22 protein-coding genes are annotated in these 21,051 nt (G+C 69.6%); 16 read left to right on the forward strand and 6 right to left on the reverse strand.

Annotation, left to right across the window (positions count from 1 at the left end; genetic code table 11):
- Position 1 precedes the first annotated feature (1 nt).
- The 3 genes from EV140_RS03615 to EV140_RS03625 all read right to left on the reverse strand — a co-directional run bounded on the left by EV140_RS03615 (position 2) and on the right by EV140_RS03625 (position 2,626).
- Positions 2 to 757, reverse strand: a complete 756-nt coding sequence (locus EV140_RS03615; protein WP_157985592.1) for a helix-turn-helix domain-containing protein — start codon at positions 755 to 757, stop codon at positions 2 to 4.
- The gene (locus EV140_RS03620) at positions 744 to 2,027 is read right to left on the reverse strand and encodes an MFS transporter (RefSeq protein WP_130281190.1); all 1,284 of its coding nucleotides are present in this window, start codon (positions 2,025 to 2,027) and stop codon (positions 744 to 746) included. The genes EV140_RS03615 and EV140_RS03620 overlap by 14 nt, the downstream gene beginning before the upstream one ends.
- Positions 2,028 to 2,239: 212 nt before the next feature.
- Entirely contained in the window at positions 2,240 to 2,626 is a 387-nt protein-coding gene (locus EV140_RS03625; RefSeq protein ID WP_130281192.1) for a hypothetical protein, read from the reverse strand.
- A gap of 65 nt (positions 2,627 to 2,691) precedes the next feature.
- Between EV140_RS03625 and EV140_RS03630 the strand changes: the two genes are divergently transcribed.
- The 4 genes from EV140_RS03630 (at position 2,692) to EV140_RS03645 (ending at position 6,429) form a co-directional block, all read left to right on the forward strand.
- Positions 2,692 to 4,023, forward strand: coding sequence for a SufS family cysteine desulfurase (locus tag EV140_RS03630; protein WP_130281194.1), 1,332 nt, complete (start codon positions 2,692 to 2,694; stop codon positions 4,021 to 4,023).
- Positions 4,020 to 4,487: a Fe-S cluster assembly sulfur transfer protein SufU gene (gene sufU, locus EV140_RS03635; protein WP_130281196.1), complete on the forward strand. Its 468-nt coding sequence runs from the start codon at positions 4,020 to 4,022 to the stop codon at positions 4,485 to 4,487. The genes EV140_RS03630 and sufU overlap by 4 nt, the downstream gene beginning before the upstream one ends.
- A 51-nt stretch (positions 4,488 to 4,538) precedes the next feature.
- Positions 4,539 to 5,954, forward strand: coding sequence for an AAA family ATPase (locus tag EV140_RS03640; protein WP_130281198.1), 1,416 nt, complete (start codon positions 4,539 to 4,541; stop codon positions 5,952 to 5,954).
- A 127-nt stretch (positions 5,955 to 6,081) separates the two neighbouring features.
- Entirely contained in the window at positions 6,082 to 6,429 is a 348-nt protein-coding gene (locus tag EV140_RS03645) for a hypothetical protein (RefSeq protein ID WP_241971281.1), read from the forward strand.
- Between the two features lie 13 nt (positions 6,430 to 6,442).
- Here EV140_RS03645 and EV140_RS03650 read toward each other — a convergent pair whose 3' ends face one another.
- Positions 6,443 to 8,353, reverse strand: coding sequence for a BglG family transcription antiterminator (locus EV140_RS03650; RefSeq protein WP_130281200.1), 1,911 nt, complete (start codon positions 8,351 to 8,353; stop codon positions 6,443 to 6,445).
- A gap of 173 nt (positions 8,354 to 8,526) precedes the next feature.
- Here EV140_RS03650 and EV140_RS03655 point away from each other — a divergent pair, with 173 nt between their 5' ends.
- From EV140_RS03655 to EV140_RS03680, 6 genes are all read left to right on the forward strand, one after another.
- Positions 8,527 to 8,844 carry a PTS sugar transporter subunit IIB gene (locus EV140_RS03655; RefSeq protein WP_157985593.1) on the forward strand — a complete coding sequence of 106 codons (318 nt, stop codon included), beginning with the start codon at positions 8,527 to 8,529 and terminating at the stop codon, positions 8,842 to 8,844.
- Positions 8,845 to 8,846: 2 nt separating this feature from the next.
- Complete coding sequence (locus EV140_RS03660; protein WP_096420819.1) at positions 8,847 to 9,110, forward strand: HPr family phosphocarrier protein; 264 nt, start codon at positions 8,847 to 8,849, stop codon at positions 9,108 to 9,110.
- Positions 9,110 to 10,771 (forward strand): phosphoenolpyruvate--protein phosphotransferase, encoded by a 1,662-nt coding sequence (gene ptsP / locus EV140_RS03665; protein WP_130281204.1) that lies wholly within the window; start codon positions 9,110 to 9,112, stop codon positions 10,769 to 10,771. Before EV140_RS03660 ends, ptsP begins: the two co-directional genes overlap by 1 nt.
- A gap of 58 nt (positions 10,772 to 10,829) precedes the next feature.
- A complete protein-coding gene (locus EV140_RS03670) occupies positions 10,830 to 12,284 on the forward strand; it encodes a PTS mannitol transporter subunit IIBC (RefSeq protein ID WP_130281206.1) in 1,455 nt (484 codons plus the stop codon).
- Positions 12,285 to 12,373: 89 nt separating this feature from the next.
- Positions 12,374 to 12,838, forward strand: a complete 465-nt coding sequence (locus EV140_RS03675; RefSeq protein WP_241971282.1) for a PTS mannitol transporter subunit IIA — start codon at positions 12,374 to 12,376, stop codon at positions 12,836 to 12,838.
- Positions 12,839 to 12,848: 10 nt separating this feature from the next.
- The gene (locus EV140_RS03680; RefSeq protein ID WP_130281208.1) at positions 12,849 to 13,994 is read left to right on the forward strand and encodes a mannitol-1-phosphate 5-dehydrogenase; all 1,146 of its coding nucleotides are present in this window, start codon (positions 12,849 to 12,851) and stop codon (positions 13,992 to 13,994) included.
- On the opposite strand, the gene EV140_RS03685 is transcribed toward EV140_RS03680, so the two are convergent.
- Complete coding sequence (locus tag EV140_RS03685) at positions 13,918 to 14,856, reverse strand: DUF4349 domain-containing protein (protein WP_130281210.1); 939 nt, start codon at positions 14,854 to 14,856, stop codon at positions 13,918 to 13,920. The genes EV140_RS03680 and EV140_RS03685 overlap by 77 nt on opposite strands.
- A gap of 215 nt (positions 14,857 to 15,071) precedes the next feature.
- On the opposite strand from EV140_RS03685, the gene EV140_RS03690 reads away from it, so the two are divergent.
- From EV140_RS03690 to EV140_RS03715, 6 genes are all read left to right on the forward strand, one after another.
- The gene (locus EV140_RS03690) at positions 15,072 to 15,278 is read left to right on the forward strand and encodes a hypothetical protein (RefSeq protein WP_241971311.1); all 207 of its coding nucleotides are present in this window, start codon (positions 15,072 to 15,074) and stop codon (positions 15,276 to 15,278) included.
- 95 nt (positions 15,279 to 15,373) lie between these two features.
- On the forward strand, positions 15,374 to 16,207 hold the full coding sequence (locus EV140_RS03695; protein ID WP_130281214.1) for an alpha/beta fold hydrolase: 834 nt from the start codon (positions 15,374 to 15,376) through the stop codon (positions 16,205 to 16,207).
- A gap of 9 nt (positions 16,208 to 16,216) precedes the next feature.
- The gene (locus tag EV140_RS03700; RefSeq protein WP_130281216.1) at positions 16,217 to 17,203 is read left to right on the forward strand and encodes an aldo/keto reductase; all 987 of its coding nucleotides are present in this window, start codon (positions 16,217 to 16,219) and stop codon (positions 17,201 to 17,203) included.
- Positions 17,200 to 18,618, forward strand: coding sequence for an MFS transporter (locus EV140_RS03705; RefSeq protein ID WP_157985594.1), 1,419 nt, complete (start codon positions 17,200 to 17,202; stop codon positions 18,616 to 18,618). Before EV140_RS03700 ends, EV140_RS03705 begins: the two co-directional genes overlap by 4 nt.
- 79 nt (positions 18,619 to 18,697) lie before the next feature.
- A complete protein-coding gene (locus EV140_RS03710; protein ID WP_130281221.1) occupies positions 18,698 to 19,519 on the forward strand; it encodes a siderophore-interacting protein in 822 nt (273 codons plus the stop codon).
- Positions 19,516 to 19,800: a hypothetical protein gene (locus EV140_RS03715; RefSeq protein ID WP_130281223.1), complete on the forward strand. Its 285-nt coding sequence runs from the start codon at positions 19,516 to 19,518 to the stop codon at positions 19,798 to 19,800. The genes EV140_RS03710 and EV140_RS03715 overlap by 4 nt, the downstream gene beginning before the upstream one ends.
- Before the next feature lie 18 nt (positions 19,801 to 19,818).
- Here EV140_RS03715 and EV140_RS03720 read toward each other — a convergent pair whose 3' ends face one another.
- Positions 19,819 to 20,619: an alpha/beta fold hydrolase gene (locus EV140_RS03720; protein WP_130281225.1), complete on the reverse strand. Its 801-nt coding sequence runs from the start codon at positions 20,617 to 20,619 to the stop codon at positions 19,819 to 19,821.
- Positions 20,620 to 21,051: the final 432 nt, after the last annotated feature.

Here is a 21,051-nt window from a genome sequence, read left to right on the forward strand (position 1 = left end):
GTCAGGCGGGGGATGCCGTGTCGAGCGCGGCTTCCACCCGTTCCACCACCCGACGCTGCGCGTCGTTCAGGGAGTCATTCGAGTACTCCGCCAACAGGGCAACTGCTCGCGGGTCGAACGACACCTCGTCGTCTCGAAGAGCTCTGATGACGTCTCCGTACGTCGCCACCATGTCGGCGACGATCGCCTCGACGACGCTATCCGGAGCATCCGCGTCGAGGTCGGCGAGGCGGCGGGTGAGCGTGAGTGACGTCTCGAGCAGCGCGGGTTCCGAGAAGCGCGCGTACAACCCCGCCAACTCGTCGAGCACCTCGGGGCTCGCCAGGTGGCCGATCAGGATCGCCTGCTCGCGGTCAACGCGGGCCAGCGTAGAGTCGCCGAGTCGTGCGGCGAAGAGCGCGATGTGCGGCGCGAAGGCATCGGGCAAGTCGGGCGCGGCGTTCCACGCCATGAGCTGTGCGATCAGCGCTCGACGCTCGGTTAGGCGCTCGATCTCCCGGGCCGTCTCATCGTCGAGCCGCTCGAGCACCTCTGCCGTGTCCTTGCCGTCGCGGTCGAGCATCGGCGCCAGTTCGCCCAGGCGGAAACCGAGCGACGCGAGTCGGACGATACGCAGCACGCGCACCAGGTGGTGCACCGAATATTCGCGGTATCCGTTGGTCGTCCGCGGAGGCTCGTCGAGGAGGCCGAGCTGGTGGTAATGCCGCAGGGTGCGCACCGTGACGCCGGCGAGGTGGGCGAGGTCACTGCTGCGCATCGGTCGGATCCTCATCGGCAGGGGGCGTCGACGAGTTCAGACTACGGAGTGATCGCGAGACCAGCGAGACAGCGAGGGCAATGAGCCAGAGGGAGGCGATCGACCACGACGCGATCTCGAGCGTGGCGTACTCGACGAGCAACGCCGCGGCCATGATGCCTGCCGGTGCCGCCACCGTGAGTGCGGCATTCTGCGTACTCAAGATGCGGCCGCGCATGCTTTCGGGAATGCGCTCGATGAGCACGACCCCGATGATCGTGTTGAGGATTCCGCCACCCGCGCCGACCAGTGCGGCGGCACCGATGACGATCAGCACCGATGGCAGCGAGGCCATGGCGAAGAAGCCCGCGGTCGCGAGCAGCAGTCCGCCCATGAACCACGCTCGTCGGTGGCCCGGCGTGCCGACGGCGGCGAACAGGCCAGCGCCGAGCAGGATGCCGCCGGCGAGGGCCGACAGGATGAGGCCGAGCATTCCCGCCTGATCCTGAATGGTGACGTACACCGGCAGAATCAGGCCCTGGTAGGCGGCGAGCACCATCGCCACAATGACGCTGAAGACGGTGACAGTGACGAGAAAGCGATCGCGGGCAAGCGTTCGCCATCCCTCGCTCAGATCGCGCCAGGGCGACCGCGTGGGGGTGGGTGTAGGCGTGGGCGTGCCGGGTGCGCCCGCGGTCGCAACGGGCACGTCGGCGCTGATGCGCCCGATTCGGTGAGGCATCGCCAGCGTCACCATCGCGGCGAGAAATGACGTGCCGGCCGTCACCCACAGCACCGTCGACCCGTCGAGGAGGGTCACCAGTAGCCCGGCGAGCGCTGGCCCGATGAGGAAGGCGACCGAGCCCAGCATCTCGCGCAGACCGATGAGTCGCTCGGCGCTCATCGCCCCGTGCCGCACGATCGCCGGGAGGAGTGCCTCGCGTGCGGTGATGCCCGGCACGTCGCCGATCGAGCCGAGGATGCCGAACAGCACGAACCACCCGATGGTGAGTCCCGTGATCGCGTCGACGATGGGAAGTGCCGCCATCGCCGCCGCCGAGACGAGGTCGGTGACGACAGAGGAGGTTCGCCGGTTGATGCGGTCGATCACGACGCCCATGAGCAGCCCCGCAACCACGGCGGGGAGCGCTGTTGCCGCGGCGACGGTTCCCGCGCCTAGCGCGCTTCCCGTCGTCAGAAGCACGATGAGGGGTAGGGCGATCGCGGCGATCGAGTTGCCGAGCGTCGACAGGAAGTATGACGCCAGATACGCAGTGGGGATGAGTCGCATGCCCCCATCTGAAACTATGACGTTACGTCGGGGTCAAGCGGCCCCGTAGTCAGTGCGCCAGCGTCACCTTCAGCACGACGACGACCCCGGCGGCGAGGGCCAGCGCGATGCCGCTCCACAGTGTGCGGAGCGTCGGCCGGCGGCCGCTGAGGCGGGCGACATCGACGCCGAGGAACGAGAACTGCAGGGCGATCCAGCCGCCCGCGATGAGCTTACGCGGCCTCGGTGGGGAGCGACGTCACGGTGGGTAGCAGCAGCACGATCGTCGGTGTCACGCCGGCAAACAGAATCGGAGTCGAGTCGCGCGCCTCCTGCCGCCAGTGATCGCGTTCCGTGCCGCGCGGCCGCCCGATCTGCTCGCCGACCCGGTGCGCGAGCACGTGCGCGAGATAGGTCGTCGCCGTCGTCGCCGCGACGACAAGGGCCGCATGACCGTCGGCGATCGTCTCACCGTTTGCCACGGCGATCGCCCCGAGAACCAGAATCCCGCCGTATACGTACGCGGCGAGCCGCAGCCTCATGCGCTCGACGGGCAACGACTTTCCGCGGCGCACGAGCAGCCAGCGCGGCAGTCGGGTCGGCAGCTCGACAGTGCTCACCCTGTCACTGTGCCACGCGCGAGCGATCGGCGGAACATCCGAGGCCGCTCGGGCGTTACCCCAATATGACCCTCAGCCCTGCCCCCTACGCTGGAGGGGTGACCGAGGCCGCCCCGTTCTCCTCCGCTGAGCTGGAGCACATTCGCGCGCAGTTTCCCATTCTGCGCCGCGACCTGCACGGGCATCCCCTCGTCTACCTTGACTCGGCGGCGACCGCGCAGAAGCCGAGCCGCGTCATCGAAGCCGAGGCCACCTTCTATTGGGAGGCGAACGCCGCCGTGCACCGCGGCGCGCACACGCTCGCCGGCGAGGCGACAGAGCTCTACGAGGATGCTCGTGGCACCGTCGCGCGCTTTCTGGCCGTCAACGATGACGAGGTCATCTTCACGTCGAACGCTACCGAGGGCCTGAACCTGATCGCGTACGCGATCGGGAACGCGAGCCTCGGTCGCGGGGGAGCGGCGGCCGCTCCCTACGCGCTGCGCGAGGGCGATGAGATCGTCGTCACCGAGCTCGAGCACCACGCGAACCTCATCCCGTGGCAAGAGCTCGCCGCCCGCACAGGCGCGACCCTGCGATACATCCCGGTCGACGACAGCGGGGCGATCGACGTCGACGCTGCAACGGGCGTGATCGGGGCGCGCACGCGCATCCTCGCCGTCAGCCACGTGTCGAACGTGACCGGGGCGCATTCCCCGCTCGAGACGCTCGTTCCGCTCGCGCGCGCGGCCGGAGCGCTCGTCGTGCTCGACGCGTGCCAGTCGGCGCCGCACCTCCCGCTGCGCCCGCGCGAGCTCGACGTCGACGTCGCGGTGTTCAGCGGGCACAAGCTCTACGGCCCGACCGGCATCGGCGTGCTTTACGGCCGCGCCGAGCTGCTCAACGCGCTGCCGCCCTTCCTCACGGGCGGGTCGATGATCACGACCGTCACGATGGAGGGCGCCGAGTACCTGCCGGCACCCCAGCGCTTCGAGCCGGGCACGCCGCGCATCGCGCAGGCGATCGGGCTGGCCGAGGCGATCCGCTTCGTCGACGAGTTGGGTTTCGACCGCATCGCGGCGACCGAGCACCAGCTCGGTGCGCGCCTGCTCGCGGGGCTCGCTGAGTTGCCGGGTATCCGCGTGCTGGGGGCGGGCATCGACGCGCCGCGGGTGGCGCTCGCGAGCGTCGTCGTCGACGGCGTGCACGCGCACGATGCGGGTCAGGTGCTCGACAACGTCGGCATCGCCGCGCGTGTCGGCCACCACTGCGCGCAGCCGCTGCACCGCCGCCTCGGCGCGACGGCGAGCCTGCGCATCAGCGCGGGCGTGCACACGACGGCTGACGAGATCGACCAGGCCGTCGCCGCCATCGCGGGCGTTCGCCACTTCTTCGGACTGACGGGAGAGAACGCATGAGCGGGCTCGAGCAGCTGTACCAGCAGATCATCATGGACCACTCGAAGTCGCCGCATGGCTACGGCCTAACGGAGGGCGACGTGACGAGCCACCAGCGCAACCCGGTCTGCGGCGACGAGGTCACGCTGGCGCTGCGCTGGAGCGCGGACGGCACGCGCGTCGAGGAAGTCGCCTGGGAGGGCTCGGGATGCTCGATTTCGCAGGCGAGTGCGTCACTGTTCGCGACGCTCGCGGCCGAGGACGCCGACGCCGGCAACGCGTGGACCCCTGACGACCTGCAGGCCTTCATTGACGAGTTCCGCGAGGCGCTGCGCTCGCGCGGTCAGATCCCCCTCGACGAGGAGCGCTTCGGTGACGCCGCCGCCCTGAGCGGGGTGTCGAAGTTCGTCGCCCGCGTCAAGTGCGCGATGCTCGCGTGGGTTGCGGCGGAAGACCTGCTGACCCGCCGCGCTGCCGAGGCGTGACCACGGAGGGAATGTTTCCCTGCTGTCACTGAGGATCACTAGAGTCGGCACATGACCGACGACGACGTCCAGTTCGCCCGACTTTTCCAGCGCTTCCTCGAGCGTACGACGCAGCTTGCCGTCGACGGCGCCCCACAGCGCACACCGCTGGGCGACCGACTGAGTGAGCACCTGGGCGTCGACGCCGCGGGCCTGTCTGTCGTCGACGAAGACATCCCCAGTCACCGCCTCGCCGACCTTGAGCTGGCGTTCGATGCGCTCGGACCGGGGGCCGACCTCATCGGTGTCGGCGGCGGTCAGAACAAGTACTTTGAGCGTTTCGCCGACATGATCGCGCACCCGCACTTCCACTACGCCCCTGCGCAGGTGGACTACACGACCGTGGCAGAGGGCCCCGGAAACTCGCGGATGGCGGTGGCCTTCGGCGTGCGACTCCTCGAGGTCGATGGCGAGAAGATCGCCGTGTTGCAGCGAACCGCTGACCCGCAACGCGGCGTACCGACCGCGCGCATCGAGGTGCTGGCGCGTGAACCGCAACTCGCCTCGTCGGCGATTGCGCGCATCCGCGAACTGATGGATGCACGGAGCGCTCTGCGCGGTCAGGTTCTGACGTTCGGGCATCACCCCGACAACTACGGGCAGGTCACCGCGCAGTTCCGCGAACGTCCGCGGGTGGACGCGGAGGCGATCGTGTTGCCGGATGGCGTGCTCGATCGCGTGCGGCGACATGTGCTCGGGGTCAGGGAGCACGCCGAAACCCTGCTCGCTCAGGGCGGCCACCTGAAGAGGGGCGTGCTGCTCTACGGTCCTCCCGGCACCGGCAAGACCCTCACGGCGTCACACCTGGTGAGTGAGGCGCAGGGCGTGACGTGCATCCTGCTCACCGGCGCCTCGATCGCATTCATCTCCGAGGCCGCTGCCCTGGCCCGGTCGCTTCAGCCGAGCCTCGTGGTGCTCGAAGACGTTGACCTCGTCGCCTTCGACCGAGACATGCATTCTGGTGGCGGTCAGCCGCTGCTGTTCGCCGTGCTCGACGCACTGGAGGGCCTCGACGGTGACGCCGACATTGCCTTCGTTTTGACGACCAACCGCGTCGAGGTGCTGGAGGAAGCGCTCGCGCAACGCCCGGGGCGCGTCGATCTCGCCGTCGAGCTGCCGAGGCCATCAGATGCGGAGCGGCGGCGGCTCTTCGCGCTCGCCGCGCACAACGCCCCGTTCAGCGCCGCGGCCGTCGCCGCCGCTGCAGACCGTGCAGAAGGAGTGACCGGGTCGTTCGCCAAGGAGCTCGTGCGACGGGCCCTGTTGACGGCGGCGAGCGACGGGCGAGAGCCCTCAGACGACGATCTTGCCGACGCGCTCGGCGCGCTGCTCTCCGAAGCAGAGGCGCTGTCGTCCCGCATGCTCAGCGGGCCGAGTGGGCCCGATGACGGAGGGCACCATATTCACCTCTCGAGCCACTTCTCGTAGGGGGCTGCACCGGGCTCTTGGCGTGTCGGGGCGGCCCGGCATACTATCGAGCATTCGAACACACGTTCGAATGCGGGCCGCGTGTCGCGGCACCGCGTCAGCGTGACCCGTGCCGGAGGTGAGGCGAATGGCCCACGCCATCCGCACAGCAACAACAGCAGAGCGTGCGCCCGAGCAGGGGCACCGCGCGTCGCCCGACATCGATGCCGTCGTGTGGTCCGATGACGCCGGTCGCCCGCTGCGGTTGATCTGGCAGGGGCTCCGGTGGCGGGTCACCGACCGGCCAACGGTGATCACCGCGCCGGTGTCGTGGTGGCGGCGCGTCGACCCAGCGGGCGACGACCTCGATCTCGCCCCGAGCGAGTGCGTGGGGTGGCGTTTTCAGGCGACGGGCGAACACGGCGAGACGCGCGTGTTCGACATTCGCGACACGGGGGACCCTCGGCGCTGGCGCGTCGCGAAAACCTACCGCTGAGGGGCGGCGCGCGTCACGACTCGTCGATGAGTCGGGCCAGGTTGGCGATGAACCCCGCGAAGTCACCGCTATCGCGCGCGAGCCCCGCGACGTCTCGACGTGCGGCGAAGACGTTCACGAACTGGTCGAACAGCGGCTGGAAGCGGGCGCGGCCGTCGGCACTGAAGGCGATGAACGCGACGACGGAGACGCGTGCATCCCCCCATGTCACGGGGTTCGGGCACAGCGCTAGTGCAATCGCGGTGCGGTTGGCGGTGAGCCCCATGGCGTGCGGCACGGCCAGGGTTTCCGTGAATGCCGTGGACGACATACGTTCCCGCTCGAGCGCTCCCTCGACATACGCCTCGTCGGCCGCGCCGACCTCCACGAGCGCCGCACCGAGGCCGCGGATGATCGACTCGGGGTCGTCGCCGGGCGGAGTGGCGAAGAAAAGTCGTTCGTCGAAGTACTCCAGCAGTTCGTCCGCGATGCCGGCTCGGCGACGTTGGCGGCGTGCCCGCGATGCGGCCTGCCGGATCGCGTCGATGTCGTCGTCAGTGAGGAAGGGTTGCACAACGACGACGCCCTCGCGCACCGCCCCCGTCGGCACTGTCGTGATGACCAGTTCGCTCGCGAGGTCGCGCGGATCGACGTCGGATCGAGTCACCACGTACTCGATCGTGAGCTGATCGCCGAGTTCCTCCTCCACCTTCTTCCGCAGAATCTGGTGCAGGTCGTAGTAGCTCGGGCAGACGATCGAGCACGTGACCCGTTGCTCCCGACGCGACGCGCGCTCCAGGTGCGAGCCGAGGTGCAGGGCGATGTACGAGATCTCGTCGTCGTCGACGGTGATGTCGCGCTCGCGCTGCACGATCGAGGCGATGAACACGGCGATGTCGAAGATGAGCGGGTACGAGCTCTTGATCGACCGCGTCAGCGGGTTGCGACTGCGGGCGTTGTCTCGGGCCCGAGCCACGAGGTTTCCGAGGTGGATCGCGAACCGCGTCATGAACGCGTCGTCGCGGAAATCGACCGAGTACTCGTCGAGCACCTGCGTGACGATGCGGTCGACGGTGTCACGGTCATCCGGGTCGATGGCGGGAGTCTCGGCCGCGCGGTTGCCCGGCGCAACGACGCGCGTGACGAGAAGGCGCGCCAGGTACTCGAGGTCGGCCGCATTCAGCTCGACGCCGTAATGCTCGTGAGTGAGTCGACGCAAAACGTCGACGACCGCCACGTGCTGCGGGTCGGGGTGCACGTTCGCATCCGACAGGTGCTGATCGCGTCGCGCGCGGTCAACCGCGATCGCGATGTGCAGCAGAACGGCGTCGACCCCGTACTCGTTGACGAAGAACCCGTCGGCCTCGAGCGCCTGCATCAATTCGGCCTTGAAGGCGCCGAGCGCTGTCAGCCCAAACTCGTTTTCGAGTGCATCAAGGTCGATGACCCCCCGCGAGCTCTCGGCCTGCAGGAGGCTGCTCAGCAGTCGGCGGCGTGAGCCCTCGGTTCCGATGAGACGCACGCGGCTGCCGGCGCGCTCGAGCGAGGCCCCGGCCGTGTCGGCGATCGTCTTGACCTTGCGCAGATCGGCCTCGAGGGTCGACTCACTGACGAAGAGGGTGTCGGCGAGGGCGAACACATCGATTCCGTCGTCGAGCTCGGTAAGTCGACGAACGAGGTGGTGCACTCGCTCCTGGGGCGTTCCCGCGATGTCACCCCGGGTGCGGGCCCGGTCGAGGAACTCGCCGTACGCCTCACGGTTCAGTCGGTAGCCCGACGTCGAGGCAATCACGATCGGCAGCGGCTGAGCGGCGGTCTTCGCGGCAGCGACGTAGCTGCGCACCGAGCGGGTGGTCACGCCCAGATCGTCGGCGAGCTCCGACGCCGTCACCCAGTCGTCGGTCTGCGCCAGGAGCTCGAGCATGCGCTCGTACTTGTCCGCCATCGTGCGTTCACTGTAGGTGATTGCGCCGCACGGCACACGATTTCCGCAGGGGAGGAAACACGTCTGTTGGCGACCGGATGCCCGCAATGCGCACCATGGGAACACGAACGGGGCATCCCGTCTCGTGCCCGTCGACAACCCGCACCGCCCGCATGATTCGCAAGGAGGCGACCGTGACCCATCGCGTTGGTCTCGTCTGTGCGGCGGGCGTATCGAGCACGTTTCTCGCCCACGGGCTGCGTGTGGCGATCGCCGATGCGGGCCTGGACGCCGTCAAGCTTGAGCCTCTGTCGGCCGACCGCGCCGTCACCGCCGAGGTCGACCTCCTGCTGCTTGCCCACCACCTGCGAGGCGCCGCCGATGAGCTGCGCACCGCGGCGGCCGCCCCGATCGTGCTGCTGACCACCGACGATCGGGCGGCCGTCATTGACGAAGCGATCGGCGAGATTGCTCGCCGCGTCGCCGACACCGCCTCGATGGAAGGACACTGACCATGGCCGAACGCACGCTTGCCGTCGCCTCCGCAAACGGATTGCACGCCCGCCCCGCTGCACTGTTCGTGAAGACCGTGACCGACTCGGGTCAGCAGGTGCAGCTCACCAAGGGGGAGCGCTCGGTCAACGCCGCGAGCATCCTCGGGGTCGTCTCGCTCGGCATCGAACACGGCGACGAGGTGACCGTTGCGGTCGACGGAGACAACGCCGACGCCACGCTGGATGCCCTCGTCACCTTCCTCTCGACGGACCACGACGCCTGATGGTCACCACCGAACTGATCCGTGGCGTCGGCATCGGACGCGGCACCGCTGTCGGCCCGGTCCTGCGGATGCCGGACCCCGTACCCGACCCCGCCGACGCACGCCGTGACGGCTCGGCGGAGGACGAGCAGGCTCGCGCAACCGAGGCTCTGGCGGCCACCTCCGCTCAGCTGCGGGCCCGCGGCCAGGCAGCTGGCGGCACCGCCGCCGAGGTGCTCGACGCGCTCGCGATGATGGCCGACGACCCCGCCCTTGCCGCCGACGTCACCCACCGTATCGACGACGGCGCGACCGCCGAGTACGCCATTCACGCCGCCATGGCGTCCTTCCGCGACATGCTCGCCTCGATGGGCGGCTACCTCGGCGAGCGTGCCGGTGACCTTGACGATGTCGCCCGACGGGCGATCGCCCACCTCATGGGGCTCCCCGAGCCGGGCGTTCCTCGGTCAGACACCCCGTTCATCCTGGTCGCCCGAGACCTCGCCCCCGCCGACACGGCCACCCTCGACCTCGACAGCGTGCTCGCGCTCGTGACCACGGATGGCGGACCCACCTCGCACACCGCGATTCTCGCCCGCGAGAAGGGCATCACCGCCGTGGTGGGCGCAACGGGTGCGGCCGAGCTCGTCGATGGCGACCAGGTTCTGGTCGATGCCGAGAACGGAACCGTCGAGCGCGACCCCGACCAGGAACGTGTTGACCTCGCGCTGCAGCGCACGGCCGCGCTGTCCGCCATTCGCGCGGCCAGCACCGGCCCGGGGCGATTGGCCGACGGGCACGCTGTGCCGCTGCTGGCCAACATCGGGTCGATCGATTCGGCGCGCGAGGCCGCGGCACGCGGAGCGGAAGGGGTCGGCCTCTTCCGCACCGAGGTGCTGTTCCTCGGCGCCGAAAAGGCTCCCAGCATCGACGAGCAGGCAGACACCTACCGGGCGGTGTTCGCGGAGTTTCCCGACCAGAAGGTCGTCGTGCGCGTGCTCGACGCCGGGGCTGACAAGCCGCTCGCCTTCCTCACCGACCAGGGGGAGGAGAACCCCGCTCTGGGTCGCCGCGGCCTGCGGGCACTGCAAGCCCACGAGCAGGTGCTGCGCGACCAGTTGACCGCACTGGCGAAAGCGGCCGCGGCGAGCGATGCCCACGTGCAGGTCATGGCGCCCATGGTCTCGACGCCCGAGGAAGCGGAGTACTTCCGCGCCCTCGCTCACGAACTCGGTGTTCCCACCGCGGGCGTCATGGTCGAGGTGCCGAGCGCCGCGATCCTCGCCGACCACCTCGTGCCGCACGCCGACTTCGTTTCGATCGGCACCAACGACCTCACGCAGTACGTGTTCGCCGCCGACCGACTCCTCGGCACAGTGGCTCACCTGCAGGACCCGTGGCACCCAGCCGTGCTGCGCCTCATCGAGACGGTGGGTCGTGCCGGCGCGGAAAACGGTGTGCCGGTCGGCATCTGCGGCGAGGCCGCAGCCGACCCATCGCTGGCCATCGTGCTCGTGGGGCTCGGGGCGACGACGCTGTCGATGTCGTCCACGTCGATTGCCGACGTGCGCGCCGAGCTGTCGCAGGTCACCCTCGACGACGCGCGGCGCCTCGCGGCGCTCGCCGCCTCCGCCCCGAGCGCGGAGGCCGCGCGGCGCGCGGTCGCCGACGCCCGTTCCTAAGCCCCCGTCCGTCCCTCTATCCCCGCACCATCCACCCCCTCTATACAAGGAGACACTCATGACGACGACGTCAGCCCCTCCGGCCCGCTCAGGCGCGCGCGTGCGCGTTCAGCGGTTCGGCACCTTCCTGAGCGGCATGATCATGCCGAACATCGCGGCCTTCATCGCCTGGGGCTTCATCACGGCGTTCTTCATCCCGACGGGGTGGACGCCGAACGAGCAGCTCGTGCAGCTCGTCGATCCGATGATCCTGTACTTGCTGCCTCTTCTCATCGCGAACACCGGTGGACGCATGGTCTATGGCGTTCGTGGCGGTGTCGTCGCGACCATCGGCACGATGGGCGTCATCGTGGGCACGTCGATTCCGATGTTCATCGGCGCGATGCTGATGGGACCGCTGGCCGCGTGGTTGATGAAGCAGGTCGACAAGATCTGGGCGGGCAAGATCCGCGCCGGTTTCGAGATGCTCGTTGACAACTTCTCGGCCGGTATCCTCGGCTTCCTTCTGGCGCTCGGCGGCTTCTTCGGAATCGCCCCCGTCGTCACCGTGCTCAGCGACGCGCTCGGCGCGGGCGCCCGCTTCCTCACGGAGACCGGCCTGCTGCCGCTCGCGAGCCTCGTGATTGAGCCCGGCAAGGTGCTGTTCCTCAACAACGCCATCAACCAGGGCGTCCTCACGCCGCTCGGTATTCAGCAGGCGGCGCAGGACGGAAAGTCGATCCTGTTCCTGCTCGAGGCCAACCCCGGCCCGGGTCTCGGCCTGCTGCTTGCCTTCGCGCTGTTCGGCGTCGGTATCGCCCGCGCATCGGCCCCGGGTGCGATCATCATCCACTTCCTGGGAGGAATCCACGAGATCTACTTCCCGTACGTGCTGATGAAGCCGATCCTGATCGTCGCGATGATCGCGGGTGGCGCCACCGGCATCACCACGAACCTGATCTTCGGTTCAGGGCTTCGCGCACCCGCGTCGCCCGGCTCGATCTTCGCGGTGTTGCTGCAGACCGCGAGCGACAGCTACGTGGGCGTCGTCCTCTCGGTCGTGCTGTCGGCCACCGTGTCGTTCCTGGTCGCGAGCCTCATCCTGCGGGCGAGCCGCAAGAAGGACCTCGCGGCAATCGAGGCCGGCACCGACACGTTCGGCGCATCCGTCGCGCAGAACGCCGAGAACAAGGGCGGCGAGTCGAAGGTGGCGAGCCTGCTCGGCACCGACACCGCCACGGCGGTTCGCATCGACAACGTCGTGTTCGCATGCGACGCCGGCATGGGGTCAAGTGCCATGGGTGCGACGATCCTGCGCAAGAAGTTCGCCGACGCGGGCCTCGCCGACGTGACCGTGACCAATGTGTCGATCGCCAACCTCGACGAGACCGCCGACCTGGTCATCACCCACCAGGACCTGACCGCTCGAGCGACGGAGGCGGCGCCGCAGGCGCAGCACATCTCGGTCGAGAACTTCATGTCGAGCCCGAAGTACGACGAGGTCGTCGCCCTCGTCAAGAGCCAGCGAGTCTAGGCTCGCTGACACCGTCACGGGGGCATCGTGAGCAGCTGTGCCGCGGTGCCCCCGTGCATCCCCTGATCGAGACCGTGACTCTCGAGACCGTGACCACCGACGAGAAGGAGACCACCATGAGCGCCGACGTTCTCACCCCCGACCGCATCGTTCTCGGCGGCACGGCCCGCACCCGCGAGGAGGCGATCAACGAGGGTGGCCGGCTCCTCGTCGCCGCCGGCGCCGTTGACGAGTCGTACGTCACCGCGATGCACGACCGCGAAGCGTCGGTGTCGACCTTCATGGGCAACCACCTCGCGATCCCGCACGGCACAAACGAGGCGAAGGATGCGATCCACGTCTCGGCCATGACGCTCGTGCGCTACGACCACCCCATCGATTGGGATGGCAACCCCGTGCGCGTCGTCGCCACCATCGCCGGCAAAGACGGCGGCCACATGACCGTGCTGCAGGCCCTCGCGCTCGCGTTCAGTGACGACGCCTCGGTGCAGCGCGTGCTCGACGCCGCCACGCCCGACGACGTGCTCGCCGTGCTCGGCGACGTCAACGCCTGAGGCGACGGTCATGACGGCCGTTCACTTCGGCGCCGGCAACATCGGCCGCGGCTTTATCGGCCTGCTGCTGCACCAGGCGGGGCATGACCTCGTCTTCATCGACGTCAACGCACCCCTCATCGCGGCCCTGAACGCGGCCGACAGCTACCGCGTCATCGAAATCGGGCCAGGCGGTGGAGAGACGACCGTCACGGGCTTTTCCGCCATCGACAGCGCTGCCGACCGTGGCGCCGCCGTGACCGCCGTCGCGACCGCCGACATCGTCACGACGGCGGTGGGCCCCACCGTGCTGCGCTTCCTCGCGCCGCTCATCGCCGACGGGCTGCGGGCCCGCACGGCGGATGCGCCGCTCGTCATCATGGCCTGCGAGAACGCACTGCAGGCGACCGACGCCCTGCGTGCGGAGATCGTGGCGGCGCTCGGCGACGACCGGCGGGCACTGTCACGCGCGATCTTCGCGAACACCGCCGTCGACCGCATCGTGCCGACCGCCGACCCCGCCGACGGACTCGACGTGCGGGTCGAGCCGTTTTACGAGTGGGCGATCGAATCCGCGCCGTTCGCGGGCTCGCCCCCCAGCATCCCGGGCGCCCACTTCGTCGACGAGCTCGCGCCATACATCGAGCGCAAGCTGTTCACCGTCAACACCGGCCATGCCTCCACCGCGTACGTCGGACGTCTCGCGGGCGCCGCCACCATCCACGAGGCGATCGGGATGCCCGCCGTGCGCGACGCCGTTGACGCGGCCCTTCGAGAAACCTCCGCGCTGCTGGTCGCTCGACACGGCTTCGACCCGGTCGTGCAAGACACCTACCGCGAGACGGCGCTCGGTCGCTTCGCGAACGACGCCCTCGCCGACCCGGTCGAGCGCGTCGGGCGACAGCCGCTGCGCAAACTCTCGCGGCACGAGCGCCTCATCGAACCGGCGGCCGACCTCGCCGAGCGGGGCGAGCATCCGACCGCACTGGTCGAGGTGATTGGTGCCGCCCTGCGGTTCGTCGACGTTGCGGACGACTCGGAGAGCGTCGAACTCGGCGAGAAGCTTGCGTCGCTGACACCCGAAGCGTTCGTCGCCGACGTCACGGGAGTGGAGCCGGGGCATCCTCTGCACTCGGCGCTCGTGAGCCGCGTCGCCGACGCACAGAGCGCACGCTGACCCATACGATCGCGGCGATCACGCCGAGCACCGCCAGCCACGGGAGCATGATGCCCGCGAGCACCAGTGCGGCCGAGCCGAAGGTGACGAGAGCGTCCCACCCCTGACGGAGTCCGTCGAGGAACGTCCCGGGCTCGGTCGGCGGGGCGACCGCCTCCGAGCCGAGCGTGAGGGTCAGCGTCGATAGCGACACGCGGTCGGCCAGCGAACGGCGCTGGGCTTGCAGGCTCTCGAGCTGGCCCTGCCGGTCGGCGACCACCGACTCGAGCGTGATCAGATCCTCGATGTCGTCGGCCTGCACGAGCAGCGCCAACAGGCGATCAAGCGACGCTTCGAGAGCGCCGATGCGCGCATCCAGGTCTTGCACCTCGCGCGTCACGTCGCTCGCGCTGAGGCTCAACTCTTCGAGCTCACCGAGCGCCTTCAACTCGTCGATGGTCGGCTGAAGCACCTCGCTGGGAATGCGCAGCACCAGCTCGGCGCCGCCCGCATCCTCGTTGTGCGGCGCGTACTCGGTGCGTCCATCGACGCGACCGCCCACTCGCTCGGTGATGCGGGCCGCCTCGGCGGCGGCCTCCAGCGGCGCCTCGACCGTCACGTACATCCACCCGGTGGTGATGACTTGGCGACCGTCGCCGGGCGCCGGGGCGCTGATCGGGCCTCCCTCGTCACCGGCCGATCCGTCGCTGCCGAGATCGCGGTCGTCGACCGGCGTGTCGGGAGCCGGCATGCCGGGCTCGAATTCGCCGCTCCAGCCGCCGCCGGCGTCCGATCCGGATTCGGCGCCTGCCGAGCATCCGGCAAGCAGGAGGGCCGCAGAGAGCGCGGCGAGCGGGGCGAGGGCGAGGCGTGTGCGAGTCATGGCGGTGACGCTACGCCCGCAATTGTTCGCCCCACCACCCAACGTTTTTCGGAGATGCGCAACCGTTATCTGAACTCTTCCTGACAGGGCACAGAGCGTCCGGTGCAAACCCTCGAACGGGATGCGCGGCCCCCGATAGCGTCGAAGCACGCGGTCACACACCGCGACCCGCTTCCCCGGGAATCGACCGACAGAGGAGGACGACCGTGGGTTTGATGGATAGCGCGAAGGACGCCGCCGAGGCGACCGGCGAGAAGATCGGCCGCAAGGTCGACGATGCCAAAGAGGCCGCCAGCGACAAGGTCGACGAGATGCAGGCCGACGCTGAGGTGAAGAAGAAGGAAGCCGAGCTGAAGAAGGCCGAATCCGAGGCCGAGGCGACGAAGGCGAAGAACGAATACAAAAAAGACCTGCGCGACTAGGGGTGGACGCGAAGGGCACGGGGGTCGGCTGAGCCGGCCCCCGTGTTGCGTGTTCCGGCTGTCCTGTCGGGCGTGGTGTGGGGAAGAATGCGGGCATGACGGCAACACTCGGAGACCGGTTCCGCGCGTGGGTGCGCCGACGCCGGGCGCCGCTGCTGCACATCGCCGGTGACACGGGAGGCGACGGGCCGGTCGTCGTCATGATTCACGGCATCGCGTCGTCGTCCGTGACCTTCCAGAACCTCGTTCCGCTCCTGGAGGCAGACCACCGCTGCATCACGATCGACATTCTCGGGTTCGGCCAATCACCCGCCCCGCCCGACTGGGACTACACGCTCGCCGAGCACGCAGCGGCGCTCGACACCACGATCCGGTCCCTTCGGATTCGGAGGCCGTTCATCCTGATCGGGCACTCGCTTGGCAGTCTCATCGCCACTCGCTACGCCGCGAGGCACCCCAACGGTGTGTCGCGGTTGGTCTTGGTCAGCCCTCCGCTGTACCTGCCGCCCGAGATGATCGGCGACCGCGCCGACCGAACGGGCATGGGCGCGTACTTTGCGCTGTACGAGTTTTTGCGCGGCAACCAAGAGTTCACGGTGCGCGCCGCCGCCGCACTTGCCCGCATCGCGCCGATCAAGAACGTGCTTGAGGTCACGGCCGACAACTGGGTGCCGTTCACCCGGTCTCTGCAGAACGCGATCGAATCGCAGACCACAATCGCCGACCTCGCCGCTGTTGACGCGCCCGTCGACCTGGTCTACGGCACCCTCGACCCATTCCTCGCCCCGGGCGGGCTGAAGATCGCCGAGCGCCTGCGCCATGTCTCTGCTCACCGCGTGGCGGGCAACGACCACCTGGTGCGGCCGCGACTCGCCGAAGCGGTCGCCGCCGTCGTACGGGATGACAAGACCGCCGACGAGCGCGGTTAGTCTTTTCGAATGCATACATCGGTACTGGGTCGCACCGGAGCGACCGTCTCATCGATCGGACTCGGAACCTGGCAGCTCGGTGCCGACTGGGGCGAGGTGAGCGAGGCCGACGCATTCAGCGTTCTCGACGCTGCCGTTGAGTCGGGCGTCACGATCTTCGACACCGCCGACGTCTACGGCGACGGCCGCAGCGAGCAGATCATCGGCCGCTACCGGCGCGAGCGGCCCGACGCGAATGTTTTTGTCGCGACCAAGATGGGTCGTCGCCTGCCGCAGGTGCCCGAGAACTACTCGACCGAGAACTTCCTCGCCTGGAACGATCGCAGCCGCCAGAACCTGCAGGTCGACACGCTCGACCTCGTGCAGCTGCACTGCCCACCGACCCCTGTGTACTCGATCGACCGCGTCTACGACGACCTCGACGCCATGGTCGACGCCGGCCGCATCCGCCACTACGGCGTCAGCGTCGAGACGGTCGAGGAGGCGCTCACCGCCATCGCCCGCCCCAACGTCGCGAGCGTTCAGATCATCGTCAACGCGTTCCGCCTGAAGCCCCTGGATGCTGTTCTGCCGGCCGCGCAGGAATCCGGCGTCGGCATCATTGCCCGCGTCCCGCTCGCCTCCGGCCTGCTGAGCGGCCGCTACTCGCGCGAGACGACGTTCGCCGAAAACGACCACCGGAACTACAACCGCAACGGCGACGCCTTCGATGTCGGCGAGACCTTCTCGGGCGTGAACTACGACGACGGTGTGGAGGCCGCCCAGCAGTTCGCGGCGCTCGCCGCCGAACACGACCTCGCCCCCGCCACCGCAGCGCTGGCGTGGCTTGTGCACCTGCCCGGCATTTCGACCGTGATCCCGGGGGCGCGCTCGCCCGAGCAGGCCCGCATGAACGCGGCGGCGGGCGGCGTCGAGCCGCTCGGGGACGACTTCCACGCTCGCGTGGTGGCGCTGTACGACCAGTACTTCCGCGCCGCCGTGCATCCTCGCTGGTGAGCTCGGAGGCCACCCCGGGCAGTGAGCGGCGCGGCCTCGGCCGCACCTTCGCCAACGTTTTCACGGCGAACTTGGCCTCGAGCCTGGGTGACGGCATTGCGCGCACGGCCGCGCCGCTGCTCGCGGCGCGCCTCACCGACGACCCGGTGCTCATTGCCGGGCTCGCCGCGCTCGCGATGCTGCCCTGGCTGCTATTCGCCCTGCCGAGCGGGATCCTCGTCGACCGCATGGACAGGCGGCACGCCCTCGCGCTGGCCGCCTCGGTGCGCACCGTGCTCGCCGTAGGATTGCTCGCGCTCGTGTGGACCGACGCCCTCACCATTTGGTGGCTCTACCTGCTGATCTTCGTCTACGGCGCGTGCGAGACCCTCTACGACGGAGCGATCCGCGCGGTGGTGCCGAGCGTTGTGCCGAAGAAGAAGCTGTCGCGCGCGAACGCCCGCATCGAAGGCGCCGAGCTGGTGGTGCAAAACTTCGCCGCGGCCCCGCTGACCTCGGCGCTGTTCGCCGTCGCCGTGCTGATCCCGCTCGGACTGCTGGGCGCGGCCTACGGGCTCGCCGTCGTGCTTGCGGTGTTGCTGCCGCAGGTGGCGTCGGGGCGGCAGTTTCGGGGCGCAGCCGCGACGAGCGGCCGGCCGGCGCAGCCGGACGCCGCGGACGCGAGCGACGAGCAGGGCGCACCGCGAGCATCCACTTCAGCTCTTTCGGCGCCGCCCGCCGAGCCGTTCCGCCGCCAGCTGGTCGACGGCTGGCGGTTCATCATGGCGAACCGGCAGCTGCGCACCCTGTGGTTCTTCACGACCGCGACCGGGCTGCTGTACGCCGCATCGTCGGCGACGCTCGTGCTGTTCGTGCTGCAGACGCTCGCGATCCCGGAGGCGGCGTTCGGACTCTTCCTGCTGTCGGGCGCGGTCGGCGGGCTCATCGGGTCGGTGGTGGCATCGCGACTGCAAGGTCGATTCGGGCTCGGGGCGATCATGGCCGCGATGAACCTCATCGCCGGGGCGGCGACGCTCGTCATGGGCATGTGGTCGGTCGCCGCCGTCGGCGTCATCGGGTTCGCCGTCGCGTCGGGCAGCGTCACCATCTGGAACATCCTGATGATGTCGTACCGGCAGGCGATCGTGCCCGGCCGGTTGCTCGGGCGGGTGCACGGAACCTGGCGCACCTTGCTGTGGGGGTCGATGCCGCTCGGCTCGGTCATCGGCGGCGCCATCGCGCTCGTCGACCTGCGGCTGCCGTGGATTATCGGCGGCGGCCTCATGACCCTGCTCGCGCTCATGTTCTACCGGTTCCTGATGGGGCTGCCGAACCCCGAAGACATCGACAACGGCGACGAGCCGCCGCCCGTCACCGACGCGCTGCCGGCCGTCGGGTCGGGCACGCCGCCGGGCCAGCCGACGGCCGACCGGTAGGAGGCCCTCGGTATGCACCGCCCGCGACGGGTGGGGGCGGGGGTTCGAGGGTTGGGGCCGTCCGGCTAGGCTCGGGCGCATGCCCGTGAGCCTGTACCGCGACAAGTACCCGGAGGCGTTCCGACACCTGCGGCTGGTATCGCGGCAGGAGATTGCGACCGACTTCTGGCGGGTCAGGCTCGCCGTCTCCCCGGATACCCCAGACGCTCTCATCGGCTACCGCGCGCCCGGCGCCGGAGACCACGGCCGGGTCTACGTTGGCCGCGCCGACGACGACTGGGCGGTGCCGGTCGACGCGTCGGGGGTTCCGGCGGGGGAGTTTCGCATCGAGACCGTCGTCGATCACTCGGCGGCGGAAGGGTGGATCGACCTCGACCTGCTCGTGCACCGCGGGGCCGACGGCTCTCCGGCGGGTTTGATCGGCCCCTGGGCCCTGGCCGCGCCGCTCGGGTCGCCCGTCATCGTGGCCGACCCCAAGGGTTCCGTCTTGATGCGCGGAGCGCCGGAGGCCTGGGTGCTGGCGGGCGACGACTCCGGCGTGCCGGCCGTGCGGCGCTACATCGCGGCGCTTGCTGGTGCGGGCGCCCCAGGCCTCGTGCTGCTCGAAACCCGGCACGGGGTGGACGAGCTGGAACTCGACGTTCCTGCGGGGGTGGAGGTGCGCATCCTCGAGCCGGGCGCGACGCTGTCGGCGGCGCTCGCCGACGCGCTCGAGTCGCTGCCCCGCCCGCTACCTGCGCCCGAGACGATCGAGCCCGAGGCAGACGTGCTCCTCTTCGCCTGCGCCGAGCAGTCGCTCGTGTCGGTCACCCGCCGGGTGCTCGAGCGCTGGCGCGTCGACCCCGAGAACGCCGTCGCCAAGGGCTACTGGAAGCGCGCGACCGCGAGCGTGAAAGCATGAGCGAGTCCGAGGAACGGTCACGAGGCCCGGTGCGAGTCGTCGCCGTCGTCACACTGGTCGGTGTGCTCGCTGCGGCGTTCGTCTTCGTATCGGCGCTCGTCGCGCCCTCCTTCGGCGAACGGGCCATGCAGCGCTGCACCGCGCTGGGGCTCGAGGCGGGCGGGGACACGGTCGGGCTGAGTGCCAACGCTTTCCTTCCGCTGCAGTGGACCTGCACCTACTCGGACGAGTCGGGCCGGATGCAGCGCACCACCATCACGATCGGCGACCTCGCGAGTTAGTCCAAGGTTCGCTGCGGTTCAGAAGTCGGCGAGCCAGTCGTGCATCGCGTCGAGCGTGTCGATCGGTGCGTCGCGGTGCACGTTGTGGCCGGCCGGCACGATGCGCTGCTCGATGAGCGGGTTCGCGGCGAGTGCCTGGGCGGCGAGGTCATCCGCGAACAGCGCGCCCCGGTCGGCGTCGCCCGCGATCACGAGCGTCGGCTGGGTCAGGTGCGGAAGGTGCGGCAGCCCATCCCAGTCGGGGTTGTCGAGCACGGCGTGCTCGAGCGCGAACCGGGAGGCGGCGTGCACGGCCCGTACCCGCAACTCGACATCGAGCGGGTGCCAGTGCGGGTTTTCGGCCGTCGCGCTCTCGATCGTGATGGCGTCTTTCGCGGCCAGCTGCCGGTGACGAATGGCGTCGCGCGCCTGCTCGTTGGCGTGCAGCGCGGGGTCGAGCAGTACAAGGCGCTCGGCCCAGCGAGGGTGCGCGGCGGCCGCGACCACCGTGGCAGCGCCGCCGATCGAGTGGGCGACCACGAGGTTCCAGGTGCCGCGCTGGGTGGTGGGGTGAGCATCCTCGTTGCCGGGGTCGTCGCTCGCGCCGCGCGGATGCGTGGTCGCGAGGTCAACGGCGAACTCGTCGATGCGATAGCTCGAGGTGCGGGGCGCGTCGCCGTGCCCGCGCAGGTCGACGGCGTCGACGCTCCAGCCGGCGTCGGCGAGTGACTCGGCGACGCGCCACATGGTGTGCGCGCTCGAGCCCAGGCCGTGCACGACGAGCGCGCGGCGGTCGCTGGCGGTCCCCCAGTGCAGTCGCGGCAGCGTCACGGCGTTCATGCCGCCACCCTAGCCCCGCGCCCCGCGCCCTGCGCCCCGCGCCCTGCGCCCTGCGCGCGGCCGACCCCGGCGCCCCGCGCCAGCGCCCCGTCCCCGCGCTCGCGCGCCACCCCGCCACCCCCGCGCCCCGTACGTTGTGCAGGAGTACAGCCGGCTCCGGCGCGTAAGCACGCGTCCCCTGCAGCGGGGTCGAGGCTGTACTCCTGAGAAACGTCACGCCGCTCCCTCACACCCGCGGGCGCTTTCACCCGCAGCACATGTCCGCAATCCGGTGCTCAGGGCTGGGTGTCGACACGCCATCGTCGCGCCATGTTCGTACTCAACCCACTCAACGTTTACTCGCGATCCGATCTCCTCGCGTCTGTGCCCATCTCGGCCGTGCGTCGAGCAATCGCGCGGGGCAATCTTCTCCGCCTTCGCCGCGACGTGTAC

It is taken from the genome of Microcella alkaliphila, from assembly GCF_004216855.1.
Taxonomy (GTDB): domain Bacteria; phylum Actinomycetota; class Actinomycetes; order Actinomycetales; family Microbacteriaceae; genus Microcella; species Microcella alkaliphila.